Raw genomic sequence first — 21,386 nt, forward strand, 5'->3', positions numbered from 1 at the left:
CGGTGCCCGGAACGGGGCGGCGCGAATGCCGGCACGGTGACCCTGCGGCCCGGAACGGGGCGCGACCGGTGCCGCGGTGCACCGTGGCGGCGGGTCCGGCCCCGCCGCGGCGGACCCGCCGCCGGATCAGCCGGCTTTGCGGCCGTCGATCGTTTCACGCAGGATGTCCGCGTGCCCGGCGTGCTGGGTGGTTTCGGCGATGACGTGGATCAGCACGCGGCGGACGCTGTGCGCCGCGCCGGGTTCGTGCCAGGGGGCTTCCGGCAGCGGGTGGGTGCGCGACAGGTCGGTGATCGTGGCGATGATCTCCTCGCTGCGTGCGGCGACCTGCTCGTAGTGTTCGAGGACGCCGGCGAGGGTCTCCCCCGGTTGCATCCGGAACTCCTGCTGGCGCTCGGTCATCCACTGCGGGAACTCGCGGGCGGTGCCGGCGGCGATGTCCTGCCAGGTGACGCCGTCGGGCAGGGCGTAGTTCATCGCGGACGGCCCTTCGAGGACGAAGCTCAGCCAATTCCGCTCGACGGTGGCGACGTGCTTGATCAGGCCGCCGATGCAGAGTTCGCTGGCTGTCGGGGTTTCGCCCGCCTGCGCGTCGGTCAGTCCGCGGGCCGTGGCGGTCAGTGCGGCACGGGCGGCGGCGAGCTCGGCGAGGAGGTCGGCGCGTTCGCCTTCGAGCGTGGCGGGTGTGGTGGTCACGGTGGTCGGTTCCTTCCGTTCAGGGAGTTACGGGGGCCATTCTTGCGGTGATAGCGGACAGAGGATGTCCGCTACTGGGTCATCATGGAGGGATGCCGAAGACTTCCGCGCGGTTGCTGTCGCTGCTCTCGCTGCTGCAGGCGCGACGGGACTGGCCGGGTGCATTGTTGGCCGAGCGGCTGGAGGTGAGTCCGCGGACGGTGCGCCGGGACGTCGACCGGCTGCGTGAGCTGGGCTATCCGATCATGACGACGAAGGGGCCGGACGGCGGGTACCGGCTGGACGCGGGGAGCCGGCTGCCACCGTTGCTGTTCGACGACGAGCAGGCCGTCGCGCTCGTGCTTGCACTGCAGACCGCGGCGACGACCGGCGCCGGGATCGAGGAGGCAGCGGCGCGGGCGCTGGCCACGGTGCGGCAGGTGCTGCCCGCGCGGCTGCGGCACCGGGTCGACGCGTTTCGCGTCACCGCCGTCGAGCGCCCGGGTGCGCAGCCGTCTTCGCAGATCGATCCGCAGGTGCTCGTGGCGTTGGGAGCGGCCGTGCACGCGCGGGAGGTGCTGCGTTTCGGGTACGCGTCCGCGGACGAGCCGCGGCGGGTGGAGCCGCATCATCTGGTGACGTGGGGGCGCCGGTGGTACCTCGTCGCGTGGGACCTGGACCGGAAGGACTGGCGTATTTTCCGCGCGGACCGGGTCACCCCGCGGGTGCCGACCGGACCCCGGTTCGAGCCGCGTGCCCTGCCGGGTGGCGAGGTGTCCGCGTTCGTCGCCAGCCGGTTCCAGGGCACCGATCTTTCCGGTGCCTGGCCGTGCCGGGGCGAGGTGATCCTGCACGTGCCCGCGGCGGAGGTGTCGAGCTACGCGCGGGACGGAGTCGTGGAAGAACTGGGTCCGGATCGCTGCCGCCTGGTGCTGGGTGCGTGGTCCTGGGCAGGGGTCGCCGCGGCGGTCAGCGCGTTCGACGCGGATTTCGAGGTGGTCGGGCCGGCGGAGCTGAGGGAGGCGTTCGCGCTGCTGGGTCGCCGCTGCGGAAACGCCGCGGGATGAGTGCGCCGGACGGTCAGCGAGGTGGCTTGCCTTTCCACGCGGCTTTCCAGGTCTTCGGGCCGAGGCGGCCGGAATCGTTGATGCCGTTGGCGCGCTGCAGGTCCAGTACGGCGGTGCGGGTCTTGTCGTAGTAGCAGCCGGTACCGCTGAAGCCGTAGCCGAAGGCGTTCATGCGCAGCTGGAAAGTGCGCAGCGCGGGGGCGCAGTCGCCGTAGGCGTAGACGAGGCCGGGCCAGGCCGGCATTTCCCCGGACGGCGGTGCCGGTGGCGGGGTGGGTTCCGGGGCCGGCGGCGCGGGCAGGCCGCCGCCACCCATGTAGGCGGAGTCGTCGTAGGAGGGGACGCGTTTGCTGCGGGCGTCGCCGTCGGCGGCGAGGTTGAGCTTGCCGCCGCATTCCCACGGCTGCCAGCCGCGCATCCGGTACAGGTAGAGCGCGCGGTAGTCCTGCTCGCGCGGGCTGGCCTGGTCCGGCCGGCCCTGGCCGCCGACGCTGCGCCAGGTCGGCAGGTCGAACTGGTAGGCGCCGTAGTAGCCGTTGCCGGTGTTGATGCTGTAGCGGCCGCTGGACTCGCACATGCGGAGCTTGGCCCAGGAGGTGGCGCTGGGGTCCGCGGACGCGGCGCCGGCGGCGACGAGCTGCAGCCCGAGGACGGCGGCCACGAGCAGCAGAGCCCTGATGGCGCCTCGCCGGACGGTGCGAACGCGGTGGGTCATGAGGTGCACAGTAAGCACGTGACCCTTTGACCACAAGAGTCACACCACGAACAACAGTCTCACATGAAACACGCGAAATTCCCTGACGCGACACGCCCGGGCGGATATTTCTCCGGGTCCGCGAAACAGTGCCGAACAGAAACAGATGACAAACCGGACACGTAGTCCACGTCGTTCTCAGTGGTCCGGTCCCCGACCAGTACTGTGCGGCCTGACCTGGAGTTCCGGGAACGACGAGGAGCCATGGATGACGCCGGCGCAGGCCCGGGACCACGCACGGGAACGGCGGGGCTGGTACTTCTACGACTGGGCCAATTCGCCGTTCTATTCGTCGACGACGACGGTGTTCGGCGCGCTGTACATGAGCACTGTGGCGGCGGCGGACGCCAAGCAGAACATCACCCTCAACGGGGACAGCCCTTGTGTCGACTCCGCGGGAGCGGACGACAAGCTGAGCCACTGCGACGTGTCCCTGTTCGGGCTGCATTTCCCCGCCGGGTCGCTGTGGGGGTACCTGCTCGCGGTCGCGACCGTGGTGCAGGTGCTGGTGCTGCCGATCGCCGGGGCGGTGGCCGACCGCAGCCGCAGCAAACGCCGGATCCTGGGCTGGTTCGCCGCGCTGGGTGCGCTCGCTTCGGCACTGATGTTCTTCATGGCCGGTTCGAACTGGCAGCTGGGGGCGGCGTTGTTCGTGGTGGCCAACATCGGCTACGGCGGTTCGCTGGTCGTCTACTACTCGTTCCTGACCGACATCGCCGGACCGGACGAGCGGGACGCCGTGTCGGCGAAGGGCTGGGCGTTCGGCTACCTCGGCGGCGGGCTCGCGCTGGGGCTGCAGCTGGCCTTCTACCTCAGCCGGGACGCGCTCGACGTGGACACCGGCACGGCGGTGCGGATCTGTTTCCTCACCTCCGGTCTGTGGTGGGCGCTGTTCACCATCCCGACGTTGCGTGCACTCCCCCGCGTGCACGCGCCGGCCGGGTCGCGGCCGGGTGGCACCGTGCTGGGCGCCGGGTTCCGCGAACTGGGACGCACTGTGTCCGCGGCCCGGCAGTTCCCGCTCACACTGGCTTTCCTGGGCAGCTACCTGCTCTTCGCGGACGGGATTAACACGGTGGTCACGGTGTCCGCGCAGTACGGCAAGGACGAGCTGCGGTTCTCCGACGAGGTGCTGATCATCACGGTGCTGGTCATCCAGTTCCTCGCCTACGTGGGTGGGACGCTGCACGGGCTGGTCGCGCGGCGGCTGGGCGCGAAGCGGACCATCCTGGGTAGCCTCGTGCTGTGGGTGGTGGTCCTCGTCGGTGCCTACTTCGTGCAGCCGGCGCACCCGGTGCAGTTCTACGCGGTCGCCGTGGGCATCGGGCTGGTGCTGGGCGGGACGAACGCGCTGTCGCGGTCGCTGTTCAGCCAGATGATCCCGGCGGGCAAGGACGCCCAGTACTACTCGCTCTACGTGGTCGGCGAGAAGGGCACGTCGTGGCTCGGCCCGCTGGTGTTCGCCGGGGTCGGGCAGGCCACCGGATCGTTCCGGCTGGCGATCGTGGCACTGGTGGCGTTCTTCGTGCTCGGGTTCGTGTTCGTGGCACTGGTTCCGGTCCGCCGGGCGATCGTGGCGGCCGGCAACCGTCCGCCCGAGCTGCTGTGAGGCCCCGATAGGGTCGGGCGTCGTGACCGCACTCGACGACGCCGTGCCCGACGATCCGACCGACGCGCTCTCCGCGGCCCCGCCCGCGGGCGTCCGGCGGAACGGCACCCCCCTCGGCCGGCTGAAGTTCTGTTACGGCCCGATGGACTGCGGGAAGTCGACGCTCGCGCTGCAGATCGACCACAACCACGCGCGGCAGGGCCGGCGCGGACTGGTGCTGGTGCGCCACGACCGCTCCGGAACGCCGCAGATCACCAGCCGGATCGGCATCACCCGCCGGGCCACCGAGGTGGGCACCGGGACCGACGTGCGGGACCTGGTGCGCGAGCAGTGGGCGCGGGGCGGGCACGTGGACTACGTGATCGTCGACGAGGCGCAGTTCCTCTCCTCCGCGCAGGTGGACCAGCTCGCCGAACTGGCCGACGAGATGGGCGTGGACGTGTACTGCTTCGGCATCGCGACGGATTTCCGCAGCCGGCTCTTCCCCGGCGCGGCGCGGCTGTTCGAACTGGCCGACGAGCTGCAGCCGGTCCAGGTGGAGGTGCTGTGCTGGTGCGGGCTGCCGGGCCGGTTCAACGCGCGGGTCCGGGGCGACGAGATCATCCGCGAGGGCGACACCGTGGTGGTCGCGGACACCCTGTCGTCAGAAACCGAACACTCCGTAGTTGAATCTTCAGCTTCAGCACGATTCCAGAGTGAACTGGCTACGTTGCGTTATCAGGTACTGTGCCGACGACATTTCCGCTTGGGGGACCTGGGGCCGGCCACCGCGCAGCACGGTCAGTTACGGTTGTCCTAGTCACACGCCGATAGCCCAACTGGGGGATATCCGCACTAAGAAGGCGGTATCTGCGTCACGACGAACGGCGAAACGTCTCCCACTGGAGGAAGCTGAAGACCAGGGGTGACGCAGCTCATCGTGAGCAGCGACATGGTCTGCCGGGAATCCGGCGGACACCGCGTTCGTTGCATAGGGTGAGCACCACCCTGGCTCCACCCGGAGCTGACTGAAAGGACCCAACATGGCCGACCGTGTTCTTCGTGGAAGCCGGCTGGGGGCGGTCAGCTACGAGACCGACCGCAATCACGATCTCGCCCCGCGTCGGACCGTGCGCTACGCCTGCCCCAAGAACCACGAATTCGAGGTGCCGTTCTCCGACGACGCCGAGATCCCCGCGGTCTGGGAGTGCCGGCTGCACGGCAGCGAGTCCGAGATCATCGACGGCGGGCAGCCCGAGCAGAAGAAGACCAAGCCGCCCCGGACGCACTGGGACATGCTGCTGGAGCGCCGCTCCATCCCCGAGCTCGAGGATCTGCTGAACGAACGTCTCGCCGAGCTCAAGGGACGCCGGACCAGCCGGTCCGCCTGAGGCTCGGCCAGTAGCTGGCTCCCACCACCCGAAACGCCGTGAAGGCCTCCTGCAGGGGATCTCGTCCTCTGCAGGAGGCCTTCACGGCGTTCGGGCCGGGCCCCTCGGTCTCAGCCGGTCTCAGCGGCCCAGCAGCTGGCGCAGCTGCGCCAGCCGCCGCTGGGCGCCCCATTCCGCGACGCGGAAGAACGCCTCCCGCATGATCGAACCGCTCATCTTGGACTGGCCGATCTCGCGGTCGGTGAAGGTGATCGGCACCTCGACGATGTCGAAGCCCGCGTCGGCGGTGCGGCGGGTGAGGTCGATCTGGAAGCAGTAGCCGTGCGAGGCGATCTCGTCCAGCTCCAGCTTCTCCAGCACCGGGCGGCGGTACACGCGGTACCCGGCGGTCATGTCCGACACCTTCAGCCCGAGCGCGAACCGCGAGTAGAGGTTCGCGCCGCGGGAAAGCAGCTGGCGGCGCAGCGGCCAGTTCACCGTGCTTCCCCCTGGCACGTAGCGCGAGCCGATCGACAGGTCCGCGTCGCCGGCCGCGTCCAGCAGCCGGGGCAGGTCCTCCGGCGCGTGCGAGCCGTCCGCGTCCATCTCGACGAACGAGGCATAGCCGCGGGACAGGCCCCATCGGAACCCGGCGATGTAGGCCTTGCCGAGTCCGGCTTTCGCGGTGCGGTGCAGAACGTGGACCCGTTCGTCCGCGGCGGCGCGCTCGTCGGCCAGCTCCCCGGTGCCGTCCGGGCTGCCGTCGTCGACGACCAGCACGTGCGCGTCCGGGAGTGCCTTGTGGAGCCGGTCGAGCACCGGGCCGAGGTTGTCCCGTTCGTTGTAGGTCGGGACCACCACCAGCACCGGTTCGGTCGTTTCGGCCCCCCGCGGCGCCTGCGCCATCCGTCTCCTCCGAATCTCCGCGGGGTCAGCCCGCCGCGTCCCCTGCTGTGCTGCCGGCGCTGGCGCGCCGGGTGCGAAAACGGAGCACGACCCCGCCGGCGACACCGGCGATCGCCAGTGCCAGCAGGGCGTACTCCGTCCACGCACCGAGTCGATCCGACAGCGTAGTCTGCGTGCGCAGCGGCACGCGCTCGACCAGGGCGTCCGCCGTGAAAAGTCCGGTTGAGCTGGTGATCGTTCCGTCCGGGGCGACCAGCGCGCTCACGCCGGTGGTGGCCGAGACCACCACGGCGCGGCCGTGCTCGACCGCTCGCAGCCGGGACATCGCCAGCTGCTGGTAGCTCATCTCCCCCGGCCCGTACCAGGCATTGTTCGTCGGCACGACGAGCAGCTCGCCGCCCTCGTCCACCGCGTCGCGGGCGGGACCGTCGAACGCGGTCTCGTAGCAGATGAACACGCCGATCCTGGTGCCCGCGACCGGCAGGGCCGCGTTCGTGCCGTCCCCGGCGCGGATGTCGGCGGTGTCGTCGATGAACGGGGTGACCAGGCGGGCGATCGAACGGGCGGGCACGTACTCGCCGAACGGCACGAGTTCCTGTTTGGTGTAACGCGGGCCGGGCCCGGTGCGCGGATCCCACACGACGGCGTCGTTCTCCGCCTGGCCGTCGGGGCGGCGGACGAGCGCGCCGATGATCGCCGGTACGCCGAACGACGACACCATCTGGTCGATGCCCGGGTCATCGCCGACGAGCGGGGTCGCGGTTTCCGGCCACACCAGCAGGTCCGGCTCGGGCAGCTGGCCGGACCGGACCTGCTGCAGCAGCCGCGCGCTTTCCGCGAGGTGGCTTTCGCGCAGCACGCCGCGCTGGCCTTGGAGCGCGATGCCGATGTCGGGGGCGTTGCCCTGCACCGTGGCGACGGTGAGCGAGCCGTCCTGGGCGGACGTGCCGATCGTCGGCCACACGGCGAGCCCGGCCACGGCCGGGACGAGGGTGAACACCACCGGCCACACCAGCACGCGGTCGCGGATCCGCCGGGTCGCCCACGACCGGGCCAGCAGCGCTGCCAGCCCGAAACCGGTGAGCACGACGGCGAAGCCGACCAGTGGGGCGCCGCCGACCGAGGCCAGGGACAGGAACGCTCCCTCGGGCTGGCTGAACGCGACACGGCCCCACGGGAAACCACCGAGCGGGAACCAGGTGCGCGGGGTTTCCAGCGCGACGAACACCAGCGCACCCCACAGCGGCGCCAGCGGCAGGCGGGACACCACGGTGATCAGCAAGCCGCCGAGTCCGAAGTAGAGCGCCAGCGCGAAGCTCAGGCCCAGCCACGGCCACGGGCCGAACTCGCGGCCGAGGAAGTCCTGGATCCACAGCAGCTGCGTGAGGAAGAAGGCGAGACCGAACACGAAACCGTAGCCGAACGCGCCGCGGAACTTCCGTCCACGAAGGACCAGGGCGAACGCGGCGAACGCGAGCGGCGCGAGCCACCACAGTGGACGCGGCGCGAAGCTGAGGTAGTAGAGGACCCCGGCCGCCGCCGCGGCCGCGAGCCGGATCAGCCAGGGCCGCCACGCCCGTTTCGCCCGCCGGTCACCCGCTTCGTGCGGAACGCCGGGCTCCGCCGCTGTCACTGCCACCTCCGGAACTTTAGGAGGCGGGCGTGAACTCGTCGTAGAGGACCGTCCCGCCGCGGACGGTGCGCAGGCAGCGCGGCAGCGGGCTGTCCGGTTCCAGCCGCGGCAGCGGGGGCACGCCGGAGCGTGGATCGGTGGACCAGCGCTGCACGCGGGTGTCCGCGGTGGCGACGACGAGGTCGGTGGCGTCCCAGATCGCGTAGTGTGCCGGAGCGCCGGGCACGAGGCTGCCGGTCACCCCGTCGTTGACTCCGGCCGCGCGATGCCCGGCGCGGGTGTGCGCGGTGAACGCCGCCCGGGCCGACAGCCGGGACTGTGGGGTCCGGTGGTGCACCGCTGCGCGGACAGCGGCCCACGGATCGAGAGCGGTCACCGGAGTGTCGCTGCCGAACGCGAGTACGACCCCTTCGGCGGCGAGCGCGGCGAACGGGTTCATCGCCGCGGCGCGTTCCGTGCCGAGCCGCTCGGCGTACATCCCGGAGGTCCCGCCCCAGGCCTGGTCGAACAGCGGTTGCACGGACGCGATGACGCCCCATTCGGCGAACACGCGGGCCTGGTCGGCGGTGACCATCTCCAGGTGCTCGAGCCGGTGGTGCCGGGCAGCGAGCGCCCGCTGGCCGACCTGTTTCTCGGCGAGCCGGAACCCTTCCAGCACCTCGGCGGCGGCCGCGTCGCCGATCACGTGGAAGCCTGCCTGGAGGCCGGCTTCGGTGCAGGCGGCGAGGTGGTCGCCGATCGCGGTGGCGTCGGCGTAGCGGGCGCCGGAGGTCGTCGGGTCGTCGGTGTACGGGCTGGTCAGCGCCGCGGTGCGGGAGCCGAGTGCGCCGTCGGCGAACAGGTCGCCCGCCGCGCCCCGGGCGCCGAGCGCACGCGCGCGGTCCGCGCCGAGTTCGCCCCAGTAGCCGACCACTTCGGGCAGCCCCGGGTGCGCGGCGAGAGCGAGCAGGTCGGTGAAGTCCTCGGCGCCGCCGATGTCCGGGCCGCCGCATTCGTGCACCGACACGATGCCGCGCGCCGCCGCGGTACGGAGGAACGTGCGCTGGGCGGCTTGACGCTGGTCCCGGGTCACCGCGGCGCGGGTCGCGGCACGGACGCGGTGGTGTGCGTCGCGAGTCAGCGGGCCGTCGGCGGACCACCCGGGCACGGAGTCGATGCCCGGGGTCAGTGCGGTCAGCGCGCTCGAGACCAGCGCGGAGTGCACGTCCACGCGGCTCAGGTAGACCGGGGCGCCACCGGCGGCGTCGTCCAGTTCGGCCCGGCTGGGCAGGCGCGGGTCGGCCCAGGTGGACTCGTCCCAGCCGTGTGCGAGCAGCACCTGGCCGGGGACGACCGCTTCGCGTACCGCGGCGAGCAGGCCGGCGGCGCTGCGCACGGTGGTGAGGTCGAGGCCGGCCAGGTGCAGTCCGGTGGCGGTCGCGTGCACATGGGCGTCGACGAAGGCGGGGGTGACGAAGGCGCCGCCGAGGTCGACCACCTCGGCGTCCGGGTGCAGTGCCCGGGCAGGCGCGTCCTGCCCGGCCCACACGACCGTGCCGCCGGACACCGCCATCGCCGTCGCGTCGGAGGAGGACGGGGTGTAGATGCGGCCGCCGAGCAGGAGCGTGGTGCTGTCGTTCGTCACCCCTGCAAGTCTCCCCCGTGGTGCAGACTATCCGACACCCACCCGCCGTGCGAAAAGATTTACGCTGTGAGAACGTTGTGACAGGATATTTTCACGCGATCCCGACGACGAGGAGTACAGATGACTGCGATCCAGGAACCTGTGCCGACTGCCGCCGCCCCCGACCAGCCGTACGAGTACGCGCGCACCGAGTTGGTGGAACCCGATTGGCGCCGCTTCCCCGGCTGGCAGGACGTCACCGACGCCGAGTGGCGGGACGCGCAGTGGCAGCGGGTGCACTGTGTACGCAACGTCCGGCAGCTGCGCGCGCTGATGGGTGACCTGCTGGAGGAGCGCTTCTACGAGGACCTGGTCGCCGACCAGCGCGACATGGCCACCATGTCGATGCTGGTGCCGCCCCAGATGCTCAACACGATGGCGCCCACCGCGGGCACCGACCCGGCGAAGGTGACCGAGGCGTTCTACGCCGATCCGATCCGCCGGTACATGATGCCGGTGCGCAGCGACCGGGACCCGGTGTCGCCGAGCCATCCGCATTCGGAGCGGGACTCCCTGCACGAGGCGGAGATGTGGGTGGTCGAGGGGCTCACCCACCGCTACCCGACCAAGGTGCTGGCCGAGCTGATCTCGACCTGCCCACAGTACTGCGGGCACTGCACCCGGATGGACCTGGTCGGCAACTCCACCGAGCAGGTCCAGAAGCACAAACTGGAACTCAAGCCGGTGGACCGGCAGGACGCGATGATCGACTACCTCAAGCGCACCCCCGGGGTGCGGGACGTGGTGGTCTCCGGCGGCGACGTGGCGAACGTGCCGTGGCCGCAGCTGGAGTCGTTCCTGATGCGGCTGATGGACATCGAGACGGTGCGGGACATCCGGCTCGCCACGAAGGCGCTGGCCGCGTTGCCGCAGCACTGGCTGCAGCCGAAGGTGACCGAAGGCCTGCAGCGGGTGGCGCTCACCGCTCAGCGGCGCGGGGTCAACCTGGCCATCCACACGCACGTCAACCACGCCCAGTCGGTCACCCCGCTGGTGGCCGAGGCGGCGCGGACGGCGCTGGAGGTCGGGGTCCGCGACGTGCGGAACCAGGGCGTGCTGATGCGCGGCGTCAACGCGACCCCGGCCGCGTTGCTGGACCTGTGTTTCGCGCTGCAGGGCGAGGCGAACATCCTGCCGTACTACTTCTACATGTGCGACATGATCCCGAACGCGGAGCACTGGCGGGTCTCGGTGCACGAGGCCCAGCAGCTGCAGCACGCGATCATGGGCTACCTGCCCGGCTACGCGACCCCACGCATCGTGTGCGACGTGCCCTACGTCGGGAAGCGGTGGGTGCACCAGCTCGCCGACTACGACCGCGAGCGCGGCATCTCGTACTGGACGAAGAACTACCGCACCGGCATCGAACTGGACGATCCGGAGGCGCTGCAGCGGCAGTACCCCTACTACGACCCGATCTCCACCCTTCCCGAGGCCGGGAAGCGGTGGTGGGCCGAGCAGTCCGGCTGAGCGGGGTTCAGGGGGTTCAGGGGGCTTCCGCGGCGAGCGCGGGAGCCACCTCTCTGTGCCCCTCCGCGTGGCGGACCAGGACGACCAGCGCGAGACCGGCCAGTACGAGCGCGCTCAGCATGATCACCGCCATCGGCAGGGAACTGCCCTCGCCGAACACGCCGACCAGCGGCGAGGCCACCGCGCCGCAGGCGAACTGAAGCCCGCCCATCAGCGCCGAAGCCGCGCCGGGAACGGCGCCGCCGATCGTCTGTCCGAGGCTCATCGTCGCCGGGAAGATCATCCCGATGCCCGCCAGCACCACGAACAACGTGACCCCGGCGGCCGCGAAACTCTCCCCGAACGCGACGACGGCCAGCACCTGCGCCGCCCCGCCGGCGACCGCGATGACGACCGCGCAGACGAGCAAGCCGACGAGAACCCGAGCAGCAGGCCGTGGCAGCGCAGCGGCCGGTTTCGCGTCAGCGCGGCCATCGCGCGGAACGTCCCGGTGAGCCCACCGCGGGCCCGGCGCCCCGGCGGCAGCGTTTCCGGCACCTTCACCAGGACGCTGATCAGCAGCAGCCCGAAGACCGTCCGCCACGTCGGACCCGAGAGCACCGCCCCGCCGAGCACCGGTGCCGCGACCGGGACGCTCCCCATGATCTGCGACAGCGGGGCGAAGTACCGCGGGATCTCCGGTCAGGCGCGCGATCGGTGATGATCGCCCTCGCCAGCACCATTCCCGCGGCCGCGGGGGCTCCCTGCAGGAACCGCGCGGTGATCAGCACCTCGGCTGTCGGCGCCAGCGCGCAGCCGACCGAACACACGACATAGCCGGCGACACCATCCAGCAGCAGCCCGCGCCGGCCGAGGCCGTCACTGAGCGGGCCGATCACCAGCTGCCCGACGACCAGGCCGAGCAGGAACGCGGTCACCGGTCACCTCGACCGCGCACTGGAACCGGTCTACGAGGGCACCGAGCTGACCGGCCGGGGACCGGCGCGCGTCGCTGATCTCGGTGACCGAGGCGGGCAAAGCCGCGCTGGACGCCCTGTTCCCGCGGCAGGTCGCCACCGAGTCCGCGCTACTGGCCGACCTCGGCGACGACCGCGAACGAGCACTCGAGGCACTGACCATTGTGGACCGAGCACTGGAGCGGGCCACGCGCAGCCGACACCCCGATGACGCACGTTGACCTCGCAAGGTCACAACATCCGGTAGGAGAGGAAAAAGACGCACGCGACGACGACCGTCGCCGCGACTCCGGTCACGGCGCAGAGCGCGTCGCCGGCCCGGCGCGCGAGCACCACGGCGAGCAGCACGACGCCGGCGACACCGATCAGGGTCCAATACACCCAGCTCGTCGTGTCCGCCACCACGGTCATCCCGTAGAGACATTCGCCGAGCGCGATCCCGGCCAGCAGCGCGGACCCCAGCGCCGCACGCCAACACCGGCGTCGCAACCAGGAGGTGGCGGCACCGACGAACGGTCCGGCCACCACTGCGATCACGCCGAACATCACCGGGTCGTAGAAGAACCCCCGCAGGGAGGCCGCCGCCGCGTAGCCGAGCACCAGCGCAACGAAGACCACCAGGCCGAACACCGCCGAAGGTGCGGTCTTCTCCCGCAGCAGCCAGACCACGAGGACGGTCACGAGCGTCCAGCCGCTGGCCGAATTCGCCAGTGACGCCAGCACGTGGGGCATTACGGCCTGGGCATACGACGTCAGGCCACCGAGCAGCAGACCCGCGGCGGCGGCCACGATCGCCTTCGTCACCACCGCGCGCCTGGCCGCCGTGTCCGGCTGAGTGGAGCTCTCCTCGGCGGCTGTCATCCGCGGAGCGTAGCGACCGGCCCCACGCCGGCATGGGACCCGGGTCCGGACGGCTCAGCTCCCGCAGCCGGTTTCGTACACCAGTTCCCCGTCTTGGTCGCGAAGCAGCCGGAACCCGGCTTTCTCCAGGACACGGCGACTGGCCACGTTGGCCGGGTAGACGTACCCGCGCAGTGGCGGCGCGACCCCCGGCGACGGATGCGCCTCATGCCAGTCCTTCAGCGCTTGCGCCAGCTCCGTGGCGAAGCCGGCGCCCCACGCCGGACGCGCCAGCAGGTAGCCCAGTTCGCGGTGCCCGGTGCCGTGGGCGGTGCCGAAACCCGCGCGTCCCACGAACTCGCCGTCAGTGGTCTCCACCCGCCACTTCGACCAGCCACGGCGTTCGTGCTCGGCGATGAAGACGCCGAGCCGCTTCGCCGTGGCCGACCGGGTTTGCGGCCCGGTTCGCAAGTGCCGCATCGCTTCGGGGTCCGCGTGCAGTGCGGCGAGGTCGTCCAGGTCCGAGGGCGACCAGGTGGTCAGCCGCAACCGCGCCGTGGCGAGCACGGTGTCGCGAAGCGCCATGCCCCGCAGTGTGCCGCATCGGCCATCGCGGGGCACGCCCCCTCGCGGTCCGGCCAGATAAGTGTTACCTTAGGTAACAGTGAATCTCGGTAACGCCTACTCGTCCTTCAGGGAGGACCGTATGACCAGCGCCGATGTGCACTCCTCCGTTCGCGGGGACACCGCGCGGCGGCTGCTCGACTCGTCCGAGACGCTGTCCTACGACCCGGTCCACGAGGTGGACTGGGAAACCCCGCTGGACAAGGATTTCCACGGGGCGAGCCCGGAGTGGAGCACGCTCTACGGCACGAGCTACTGGGCCGAGATGACCCCGGAGCAGCAGAAGGAACTGACCCGCCAGGAGGCGGCGTCGGTCGCCAGCACCGGGATCTGGTTCGAGATGATCCTGCAGCAGATGGTGCTGCGGGACTTCTACGCCAAGGACCCGACCGATCCGTCGTTCCAGTGGGCGCTGACCGAGATCGCCGACGAATGCCGGCACTCGATCATGTTCGCCCGCGGTGCCGAAAAGCTCGGCGCTCCCCCCTACCGGCCGCGCCGGACGGCGGTCGAACTCGGCCGCGTCTTCAAGGCGACGGCCAACGGCGAAGCCGCGTACGCCGCGATCCTCGTCGCCGAAGAGGTCCTCGACGTGATGCAGCGCGACTGGATGCGCGACGAGCGCGTGGTGCCGTTCGTGCGCACGATCAACAACATCCACGTGGTCGAGGAGTCCCGGCACATGAAGTTCGCCCGGGAGGAGACCCGGGAACGGCTCGAGGGCGCGGGCCGGCTCCGCCGCCAGTACAACGCGCTGGTCGTGTCCATCGCCTCGTACTTCATCGTCAGCAGCATGGTCAACCGCAGCGTGTACGCGCACGCCGGCCTCGACACGCGGCGCGCGGTGCGCGAAGCCAAGGCGAACGAGCACCACAAGGCGATGCTGCGCTCCAGCTGCGCGGGCCTGATGGAGTTCCTCGCCTCCTGCGGTCTGCTGACCAAGGCCGCGACCGTGTTCTACAAGCGGGCGAACCTGATCTGACATGGCGTACGCGATCACCCAGACCTGCTGCAACGACGCTTCCTGCGTCGCGGTTTGCCCGGTCAACTGCATCCACCCGGCGCCGGGCGAACCCGGCTTCGGCACCACGGACATGCTCTACGTCGACCCCGCGACCTGCATCGACTGCGGGGCCTGCGCGGACGCCTGCCCGGTGGACGCGATCTTCCCGGCCGACCTGCTCACCGGGCCACTCGAGGTGTACGCGGGCATCAACGCCGAGTACTTCGCCGGCCGGGAACCGGCCGCCGTGGCGGACCCGGCGCCGAACTTCCACCAGTGGGGACCGCCGTCGTTCGAGCATCCGATCCCGAGCGATTTCGCACCGCCGGACGTGGCCGTGGTCGGCACCGGCCCGGCCGGGATGTACGCGGTCGAGGACCTGCTGCTGCACACGAACGCGCGGGTCACGCTGATCGACCGGCTACCGGTCGCCGGCGGGCTCGTGCGCTACGGCGTGGCACCGGATCATCCGGCCACGAAACGGATCGGCGAGACCTTCGCGCGCTTCCACCGTCATCCGCGGCTGCGGATGCGGCTGGGTGTCGAGGTGGGCCGGGACGTGAGCATCGACGAGCTGGCCGGGCGGCACGACGCGGTGCTCTACGCGGTCGGGGCGTCGTCCGCGCGCAGCCTCGGGCTCGAGGGCGAGCAGCTGCCGGGCAGCGTCGCCGCGACGACCGTGGTCGCCTGGTACAACGGCCACCCCGACGTACCCGAGGACGCGGTCGACCTGTCCTCCGAACGCGTCGTGGTGATCGGTACCGGCAACGTCGCGCTGGACGTGGCGCGGATCCTGACCGCCGATCCCGACGACCTGGCCGGTACCTCGATCGCCCCGCACGCTCTCGAGCGACTGCGGTCGAGCAAGGTGCGTGAGGTGGTGCTCCTCGCCCGGCGCGGCCCGGGCGACGCCGCGTACACCACCCCGGAACTGCTCGCGCTCGCGCAGCGGACGAGCGTGCCGCTCGTCGTGGACAGCGAGGATTCCCGTACCACTGCGGCGATTGACGCCGGCGAAGGCAAGGCGAGGCTGCTGCGCGGACTGGACCGCGAGGCGGTGGACTGGACCGTGCCGCCGGCCGGCGAAGGCCGCCGGATCGTCCTGCGGTTCCACTCCGCGTCATCGGCCGTCACGGGCGACACCCAGGTGCGCGGGCTGCGGGTGAGCGGGGCCGACGGACCGGTCGAAATCTCCGCGGACCAGGTCGTGCGCGCAGTCGGCTACCGCGGAAAACCAGTGCCCGGCCTGCCGTTCGACGAGGCGTCCGGGACCATCCCGAATACCTCGGGCCGGGTACACGACCGCGCCGGCGCCTACGTGGTCGGCTGGATCAAGCGCGGCCCGTCGGGCGGGATCGGCGCGAACCGCACCTGTGCCCGCGAGACGGTGGCGACGCTGCTCGACGACATCACCTCCGGCCGGCTCCCCGTACGGACTTCCTCACCGATCAGCCGGCTGCGAAAGCGCCTGGCCCGCACCCACTGAACCCTCGTGAGTGGCGAGCGGCGCCGCCACTCACGAGGCGGTGTACTCAGGCCTCTGACGACGACGAATTGCCGCGGGCCAGCGCTTGCACGCGGCCGAACGGGCCGTTGTAGTAGTTCTGGTCGCCGGGCAGCCCACCGGTGCTGGCGAACTGCCAGATGCTCTGTTTGTCCCAGCCCGCGGGCAGCTCGCCGATCTCCGAGGCGTAGCGGGCGAGCCACAGTGGGTTGGTGTCGCCGAACTTGGCGGTGTTGCCGGTGCAGCGCTTCCACCACGAGGTCGAGGTGTAGATGACCGTGCTGCGGTGCTCCTTCGCCAGGTAGGTGCGGGCGAAGTCGTCGATCCACGCGGTCAGGTCCGCCGGGCTTTTGCCGTAACAGGCGTCGCCATACGGGTTGTACTCGAGGTCCACCGCGCCCGGCAGGGTCGTGCCGTCGCCGCCCCAGCCACCGCCGTGCGCGATGAAGTACGCGGCCTGTTCGGCGCCGCCGGAGATATCCGGGCGGGCGAAGTGGTACGCGCCGCGGATCAGGCCCGCGTCGTGCGCGCCGTTGTACTGCTGGGCGAACTGCGGGCTGACGAACCCGGTGCCCTCGGTGGCCTTGACGTAGGCGAACTGGGCGCCCGAGCCCGCCGCCTTCTTCCAGTCCACCGCGCCCTGGTGGCCGCTCACGTCGTGCCCGAGGGTCTGCGCCACGGCCAGGTCCGCCCGCGCCGGACTGCCCGCCACGCCTTCGTGCAGGGCGATCTGCGATCCCGCGTAGTTCCCGGCGGCCTTCGAGTAGTCGGCGGCCGCGGCCGGTCCCGCGGTCGCGATCGTCCACGGCAGCGCCAGCGCGGCCACGGCGAGTGCCATCCACACCCGTCCGCGCCGGTGTCCCGGATCGGTCCGGTTCATCTCGCCTCCGTTCATGATCGGCGGGGTGATCCGGTCGCCATCGTGCCTGCCGTACGCCGTCCGCGCGCGACGACGGGTCACTCTTTCGTGTCCAAACGGGCAGGCCTCAATGGTCCAGACAACCGTTACGCCGTCGTGACCCGCGGCCGGTAACCGCGTGGTTACTTTCCTTCTGCTCCCCACCTAACCGGTGAATCCCCAACGGCGGAGGTATCAAGGGCGTGGACCCGACTTCACGACAGCGACGACAGCGCCGATCGAGGCGGCGAGGACCGATCGCCGGTGCGGTGCTGACCGCGTCGGCACTGCTGGCCGGTCTCGGCATCGGCATTCCGGCCGCGCAGGCGTCCGGTGACGCACCGGCGTCCGGCGGCGCGCAGGCAGGCTGCGGACAGCCCGAGCAACCCGATTTCGGCCCGAACGTGCACATCTTCGATCCGGGCATGCCTGCCGACACCATCCAGGCGCAGCTCGACAAGGACTTCGAGGCGCAGAAGGACACGCAGAGCGCGCAGTTCTCCTCCGGGCGGGTCGCGCACCTGTTCAAACCGGGCAGCTACTCGGTGAGCGACAACGTCGGCTACTACACCTCCGTCGCCGGGCTGGGGCAGAACCCGGGTGACGTGACGATCAACGGCGACGTCACGGTGGACGCCTTCAACGAGTCCGACGAGGGCTCGGCGCTGCAGAACTTCTGGCGTTCGGCCGAGAACCTGGCCGTGAAGCCCTCCAGCGGCACCGAACGCTGGGCCGTGTCCCAGGCCGCGCCGTTCCGCCGCATGGACGTCCAGGGCGACCTGGCGCTGTACCCGGCCAGCTACGGCTACGCCAGCGGCGGCTACCTCGCCGACACCAAGGTGTCGGGCAAGACCGCCTCGATCTCCCAGCAACAGTGGTACACCCGCGATTCGGCGCTGGGCAGCTGGGACGGCGGAGTGTGGAACATGGTGTTCTCCGGCACCAGCGGTGCGCCGGCCAGCACGTTCCCGGACCCGCCGGAGACCACGCTGGACACCACCCCGGTCTCGCGCGACGTGCCCTACCTCTACGTCGACGACAGCGGGAACTACCGGGTGTTCAAGCCCGCGCTGCGCACGGACGCCTCCGGGCCGAGCTGGGCGAACGGCGCCACGCCCGGTGATTCCGAGCCGATCAGCCAGTACCGGGTGGTCAAGCCGGGCGACACCGCGGCCGACATCAACAGCTCGCTGGAGGCCGGCTGCAGCCTGTTCTTCACCCCGGGCATCTACCACCTGGACCAGACGCTCAACGTCACCAACCCGGACACCACCGTGCTCGGCGTCGGCTACCCGACGCTGATCCCGGACAACGGCGTGGACGCCATGCACGTCGCGGACGCCGACGGCGTGCGGGTGAAGGGCGTGCTCTTCGACGCGGGCACCTCGAACTCGAAGTCGTTGCTGACCGTCGGGGAGGAAGGCAAGCACACCGACCATTCGGCGAACCCGGTGTCGCTGCAGGACGTGTTCTTCCGCGTCGGCGGGGACGTGGCGGGCAAGGCCACTAACAGCCTCGTGGTGAACAGCGACGACACCATCGTCGACCACGCCTGGGCGTGGCGGGCCGACCACGGCAAGGACGGCACTGTCGGGTGGACCACCAACACCGCGGACACCGGTGTGGTGGTCAACGGCGACGACGTGACCGCGACCGGCCTGTTCGTCGAGCACTACCAGAAGTACCAGGTGATCTGGAACGGGCAGCGCGGGAGGACGATCTTCTTCCAGAACGAGATGCCCTACGACGTACCCGACCAGGGTTCGTGGAACTCGTCGCCGGACACCGCCGGATATGCCGCCTACAAGGTCGGCGACGGCGTCACCTCGCACGAGGGCTGGGGGCTGGGCAGCTACTGCTTCTTCGACACCAACCCGGACGTCTCGAGCTACCACGCGTTCGAGGTGCCGCAGAACGACGGAGTGAAGCTGCACAGCCTGCTCACCGTCTCGCTGAACCACCGCGGGACGATCACCCACGTCGTGAACGACACCGGGGACGTCACCCCGGACGGGACGACCCCGGTGAACGTGCCGAACTACCCGTGATCGACGCCTGACCTCGAAAAACGGGCCGCCTTCCCACGTGGGGAAGACGGCCCGTTTTTTCGCGTTGCTCAGCTGTTGCTGACCTTGACCGAGAACGAGTCGATGCTCATCCCGGCGCCCGAGGTGATGTTCGCGTCCGGCGAGGTGCAGCCGCACACCTTGTTCGGGTAGGAGCCGCCGATCGCGACGTCGAAGATCGCGAAGAAACCGTGGTCCACCGCGGCCTTCCAGGTCTCGGCCGAAACCTCGTTCTGCTTGACCGCGAAGGTCTGGTTGCCGTCGAGGGAGAACCGCAGCTCCTCGGCCGCGGCGTCGCGGCGGTCGACCACCACCGAGTAGGTGTGGTAGCCGGTCTTGCAGTCCGCGCAGTCCTGCAGGTCACTGGTGATGCCGTCCGGGTCGTGGCACTCGCCCTGCCACTCACCGCAGTGGAACGTGCTGGAGTGCTTGTCGAGTGCGTTGACGTTCTCCATGATGTCCAGCTCACCGATGCTCGGCCAGTTCGTGGCCCCGACCGGGCGCGCGTCGGCACCCATCGCCCAGAACGCGGGCCAGTAGCCGAGACCGCTTTCGGGGTTCGGCTGCTGCAGGGTCGCGCTCATCTCCATCTGGCCGCCCTCGGGGGCGCCGAAGTCGGTGCGCTGGGTCTCGATCCGGCCCGAGGTCCACGCGCCACCGGCGTCCCGGATCGGCTTGATCACCAGGTGCCCGGAGCCGTCGTGGTAGACGTTCTCGGTGGAGTCGGTCGAGGTCTCGATCTCCCCGGTACCCCAGTTGGCCGCACCCCCGGGATAGCCGGTTCCCGTGTCGTAGAGCCAGTTCTGGGTGTCCAGGCCGGTGCCCTCGGCACCGTCGAACTCGTCGGAGAACACCGTGGTCCAGTCGTCGGCGGCCTGGGCGGGTGCCGCGGTGAGCGGCAGGGCCGCGGCCGCGGCCAGCGCCAGTGCCACCCGGCGCAACCGGGTTCGGGAACGTGCCATGATCAGCCTTTCGGTGGGAGGGACCGGAAACTCGCATCCCAGGCTCGAACATCGTGGTGAGCCGGTCAAAGCGCAGTGCCTCACCGCACCGGCCGGTGGGTGCGGGAGGGCAGAGCCAGACCGGAAAGGTTTAAACCATTGCCGATCGGGGTAGGGCGGCGACCGTGGGGGCGGTCCGCTCCCGGCGGGTTCGCACTGGTCGGCCGCCGTGCCCGCTCCCTCCACTGTGGACACTCGCGGGCCGGGTGGTGACGCGCGTCGCAGCGGCAGGTCAGGGGCTCCGGAACGGGCGCGGGCTGACTAGACTGCGGTGGCGATGCGAAGATTCCGGTGGTGGCAGGGGGCGCTGGTCCTCGCCTGTGTGGTGCTGCTCGTGGGGTTTTTCGCGTTCTTCGGTTCGGAGAGCATGCCCGGGCGTCCGCATCCCCGGCAGGGGCCGCCCGGGACCGGGCCGCTCACCGTGGTCGCGATCGGCGACAGCACGGTGTCCGGCGAGGGCGCCGGCGCCTACACCCCGGACACCGACGGCCGGGGCGGCGACTGGTGCCACCGATCGGCCAACGCGTTCGTGCAGAAGGTCCGCGTCCCCGGGGTCACCGCCCGGGTCAACCTCGCCTGCTCCGGCGCACCGTCCGCGCAGGTCGCGCTCGGTGACGGCAAGCAGTGGGGGGAGCGTTCGCAGGCCGCGCAGCTGGCGGAGGTGGTCAAGGACCACCGCGTGAGCACCGTGGTGATCGCGGTCGGCGCGAACGACGATCCGCAGTTCTCCGCGCAGGTCACCGCCTGTTTCCGGGCCTGGTTCGATGCCGGCGCGACCGGCTGCAACGTGACCCTCCGCGACACCTGGAAGTCCAAGGTGGATGCCATGGTGCCGAAGGTGGTCAACGCCGTCGGCGATGTGAAGAAGGTGCTCGCGCAGGCCGGCTACGTGCCGGCGGACTACCAGCTGGTCCTGCAGTCCTACGCCACTCCGGTCGGTCCCGGCATCCCGGCGGACCTGCAGAGCCTCAACGGCTGCCCGTTCCGCACCGACGACCTCGACTGGATCGCCACGACCGGGATCAGCACGCTCTCGGCCGGGCTGCGGCAGGCGGCGACCCAGTCCGGCGCGCGGTTCCTGGACCTGGCTCGGGCCGGCGCCCGGCACGAGGCGTGCAGTGGCGGCGCCGATCAGTCCTCGGAGTGGTTCACCCGGCTCACCCTGCACCTCGACGACCTGACCCATCTCGACCGGGCCACGCACGCCCTGCAGGAATCCTTCCACCCGAACGCCGCCGGGCACGCCGCGATCGCCGGCTGCCTCTCGGACTTCCTCGCCACCCGCGACGGCAGCGCGTCCTGCGTCGGCGGCCCGGACGGCACCCTGCACCCGGTCCCGGGCGGCTGATCCCGCCGCCCGACCCGGTC

At 70.8% G+C, this 21,386-nt stretch carries 21 protein-coding genes and 1 pseudogene; 11 read left to right on the forward strand and 11 right to left on the reverse strand.

Annotation, left to right across the window (positions count from 1 at the left end):
* Positions 1 to 126: 126 nt before the first annotated feature.
* Positions 127 to 696: a DinB family protein gene (locus BJY18_RS05200; protein ID WP_184778136.1), complete on the reverse strand. Its 570-nt coding sequence runs from the start codon at positions 694 to 696 to the stop codon at positions 127 to 129.
* A 92-nt stretch (positions 697 to 788) separates the two neighbouring features.
* Here BJY18_RS05200 and BJY18_RS05205 point away from each other — a divergent pair, with 92 nt between their 5' ends.
* Positions 789 to 1,742 carry a helix-turn-helix transcriptional regulator gene (locus tag BJY18_RS05205; RefSeq protein ID WP_184778138.1) on the forward strand — a complete coding sequence of 318 codons (954 nt, stop codon included), beginning with the start codon at positions 789 to 791 and terminating at the stop codon, positions 1,740 to 1,742.
* 13 nt (positions 1,743 to 1,755) lie between these two features.
* On the opposite strand, the gene BJY18_RS05210 is transcribed toward BJY18_RS05205, so the two are convergent.
* Positions 1,756 to 2,457, reverse strand: coding sequence for a transglycosylase family protein (locus BJY18_RS05210; protein WP_184778140.1), 702 nt, complete (start codon positions 2,455 to 2,457; stop codon positions 1,756 to 1,758).
* A 247-nt stretch (positions 2,458 to 2,704) separates the two neighbouring features.
* Between BJY18_RS05210 and BJY18_RS05215 the strand changes: the two genes are divergently transcribed.
* The 3 genes from BJY18_RS05215 to BJY18_RS05225 all read left to right on the forward strand — a co-directional run bounded on the left by BJY18_RS05215 (position 2,705) and on the right by BJY18_RS05225 (position 5,475).
* Positions 2,705 to 4,105, forward strand: a complete 1,401-nt coding sequence (locus BJY18_RS05215) for an MFS transporter (protein WP_184778142.1) — start codon at positions 2,705 to 2,707, stop codon at positions 4,103 to 4,105.
* Between the two features lie 22 nt (positions 4,106 to 4,127).
* Entirely contained in the window at positions 4,128 to 4,904 is a 777-nt protein-coding gene (locus BJY18_RS05220) for a thymidine kinase (RefSeq protein WP_184778144.1), read from the forward strand.
* 223 nt (positions 4,905 to 5,127) lie between these two features.
* Entirely contained in the window at positions 5,128 to 5,475 is a 348-nt protein-coding gene (locus BJY18_RS05225) for an RNA polymerase-binding protein RbpA (RefSeq protein ID WP_184778146.1), read from the forward strand.
* A 120-nt stretch (positions 5,476 to 5,595) separates the two neighbouring features.
* On the opposite strand, the gene BJY18_RS05230 is transcribed toward BJY18_RS05225, so the two are convergent.
* The 3 genes from BJY18_RS05230 to BJY18_RS05240 are packed head-to-tail and all read right to left on the reverse strand — an operon-like array spanning position 5,596 to position 9,617.
* Positions 5,596 to 6,360: a polyprenol monophosphomannose synthase gene (locus tag BJY18_RS05230; protein ID WP_184778148.1), complete on the reverse strand. Its 765-nt coding sequence runs from the start codon at positions 6,358 to 6,360 to the stop codon at positions 5,596 to 5,598.
* A 25-nt stretch (positions 6,361 to 6,385) separates the two neighbouring features.
* A complete protein-coding gene (lnt, locus tag BJY18_RS05235) occupies positions 6,386 to 7,999 on the reverse strand; it encodes an apolipoprotein N-acyltransferase (protein ID WP_184778150.1) in 1,614 nt (537 codons plus the stop codon).
* Between the two features lie 10 nt (positions 8,000 to 8,009).
* Positions 8,010 to 9,617 (reverse strand): amidohydrolase, encoded by a 1,608-nt coding sequence (locus BJY18_RS05240; protein ID WP_184778152.1) that lies wholly within the window; start codon positions 9,615 to 9,617, stop codon positions 8,010 to 8,012.
* Positions 9,618 to 9,737: 120 nt separating this feature from the next.
* Between BJY18_RS05240 and BJY18_RS05245 the strand changes: the two genes are divergently transcribed.
* Positions 9,738 to 11,126 (forward strand): KamA family radical SAM protein, encoded by a 1,389-nt coding sequence (locus tag BJY18_RS05245; RefSeq protein WP_184778154.1) that lies wholly within the window; start codon positions 9,738 to 9,740, stop codon positions 11,124 to 11,126.
* A 16-nt stretch (positions 11,127 to 11,142) separates the two neighbouring features.
* Here the strand turns inward: BJY18_RS05245 and BJY18_RS36300 are convergent, their stop codons facing one another.
* Complete coding sequence (locus BJY18_RS36300; protein WP_221457572.1) at positions 11,143 to 11,535, reverse strand: MFS transporter; 393 nt, start codon at positions 11,533 to 11,535, stop codon at positions 11,143 to 11,145.
* 81 nt (positions 11,536 to 11,616) lie between these two features.
* Here BJY18_RS36300 and BJY18_RS36665 point away from each other — a divergent pair, with 81 nt between their 5' ends.
* Positions 11,617 to 11,826, forward strand: a complete 210-nt coding sequence (locus BJY18_RS36665) for a hypothetical protein (RefSeq protein WP_246458775.1) — start codon at positions 11,617 to 11,619, stop codon at positions 11,824 to 11,826.
* Between the two features lie 22 nt (positions 11,827 to 11,848).
* On the opposite strand, the pseudogene BJY18_RS37960 reads toward BJY18_RS36665, so the two are convergent.
* Positions 11,849 to 12,043 (reverse strand): annotated as a pseudogene (locus BJY18_RS37960) (MFS transporter); the annotation flags it as partial.
* Between the two features lie 83 nt (positions 12,044 to 12,126).
* Here BJY18_RS37960 and BJY18_RS05255 point away from each other — a divergent pair.
* Positions 12,127 to 12,303: a hypothetical protein gene (locus BJY18_RS05255; protein WP_184785068.1), complete on the forward strand. Its 177-nt coding sequence runs from the start codon at positions 12,127 to 12,129 to the stop codon at positions 12,301 to 12,303.
* Positions 12,304 to 12,313: 10 nt separating this feature from the next.
* Here the strand turns inward: BJY18_RS05255 and BJY18_RS05260 are convergent, their stop codons facing one another.
* Entirely contained in the window at positions 12,314 to 12,943 is a 630-nt protein-coding gene (locus tag BJY18_RS05260; RefSeq protein ID WP_184778156.1) for a DUF6518 family protein, read from the reverse strand.
* Positions 12,944 to 12,997: 54 nt separating this feature from the next.
* On the reverse strand, positions 12,998 to 13,507 hold the full coding sequence (locus BJY18_RS05265; RefSeq protein ID WP_184778158.1) for a GNAT family N-acetyltransferase: 510 nt from the start codon (positions 13,505 to 13,507) through the stop codon (positions 12,998 to 13,000).
* A gap of 121 nt (positions 13,508 to 13,628) precedes the next feature.
* Between BJY18_RS05265 and BJY18_RS05270 the strand changes: the two genes are divergently transcribed.
* Together BJY18_RS05270 and BJY18_RS05275 are read left to right on the forward strand one after the other, a co-directional pair.
* Entirely contained in the window at positions 13,629 to 14,528 is a 900-nt protein-coding gene (locus BJY18_RS05270; RefSeq protein WP_184778160.1) for an AurF N-oxygenase family protein, read from the forward strand.
* A gap of 1 nt (position 14,529) precedes the next feature.
* Positions 14,530 to 16,035: an FAD-dependent oxidoreductase gene (locus BJY18_RS05275; RefSeq protein WP_184778162.1), complete on the forward strand. Its 1,506-nt coding sequence runs from the start codon at positions 14,530 to 14,532 to the stop codon at positions 16,033 to 16,035.
* A gap of 46 nt (positions 16,036 to 16,081) precedes the next feature.
* Here BJY18_RS05275 and BJY18_RS05280 read toward each other — a convergent pair whose 3' ends face one another.
* Positions 16,082 to 16,933: a GH25 family lysozyme gene (locus BJY18_RS05280; protein WP_376774642.1), complete on the reverse strand. Its 852-nt coding sequence runs from the start codon at positions 16,931 to 16,933 to the stop codon at positions 16,082 to 16,084.
* Positions 16,934 to 17,220: 287 nt separating this feature from the next.
* Here BJY18_RS05280 and BJY18_RS05285 point away from each other — a divergent pair, with 287 nt between their 5' ends.
* Positions 17,221 to 18,999, forward strand: coding sequence for a pectate lyase-like domain-containing protein (locus BJY18_RS05285; protein WP_312873747.1), 1,779 nt, complete (start codon positions 17,221 to 17,223; stop codon positions 18,997 to 18,999).
* Between the two features lie 68 nt (positions 19,000 to 19,067).
* Here BJY18_RS05285 and BJY18_RS05290 read toward each other — a convergent pair whose 3' ends face one another.
* Positions 19,068 to 19,979 (reverse strand): glycoside hydrolase family 16 protein, encoded by a 912-nt coding sequence (locus BJY18_RS05290; RefSeq protein WP_221457574.1) that lies wholly within the window; start codon positions 19,977 to 19,979, stop codon positions 19,068 to 19,070.
* Between the two features lie 316 nt (positions 19,980 to 20,295).
* Here BJY18_RS05290 and BJY18_RS05295 point away from each other — a divergent pair, with 316 nt between their 5' ends.
* The gene (locus tag BJY18_RS05295; RefSeq protein ID WP_184778164.1) at positions 20,296 to 21,366 is read left to right on the forward strand and encodes a GDSL-type esterase/lipase family protein; all 1,071 of its coding nucleotides are present in this window, start codon (positions 20,296 to 20,298) and stop codon (positions 21,364 to 21,366) included.
* Positions 21,367 to 21,386 lie beyond the last annotated feature (20 nt).

This window comes from Amycolatopsis jiangsuensis (assembly GCF_014204865.1).
Taxonomy (GTDB): Bacteria; Actinomycetota; Actinomycetes; order Mycobacteriales; family Pseudonocardiaceae; genus Amycolatopsis; species Amycolatopsis jiangsuensis.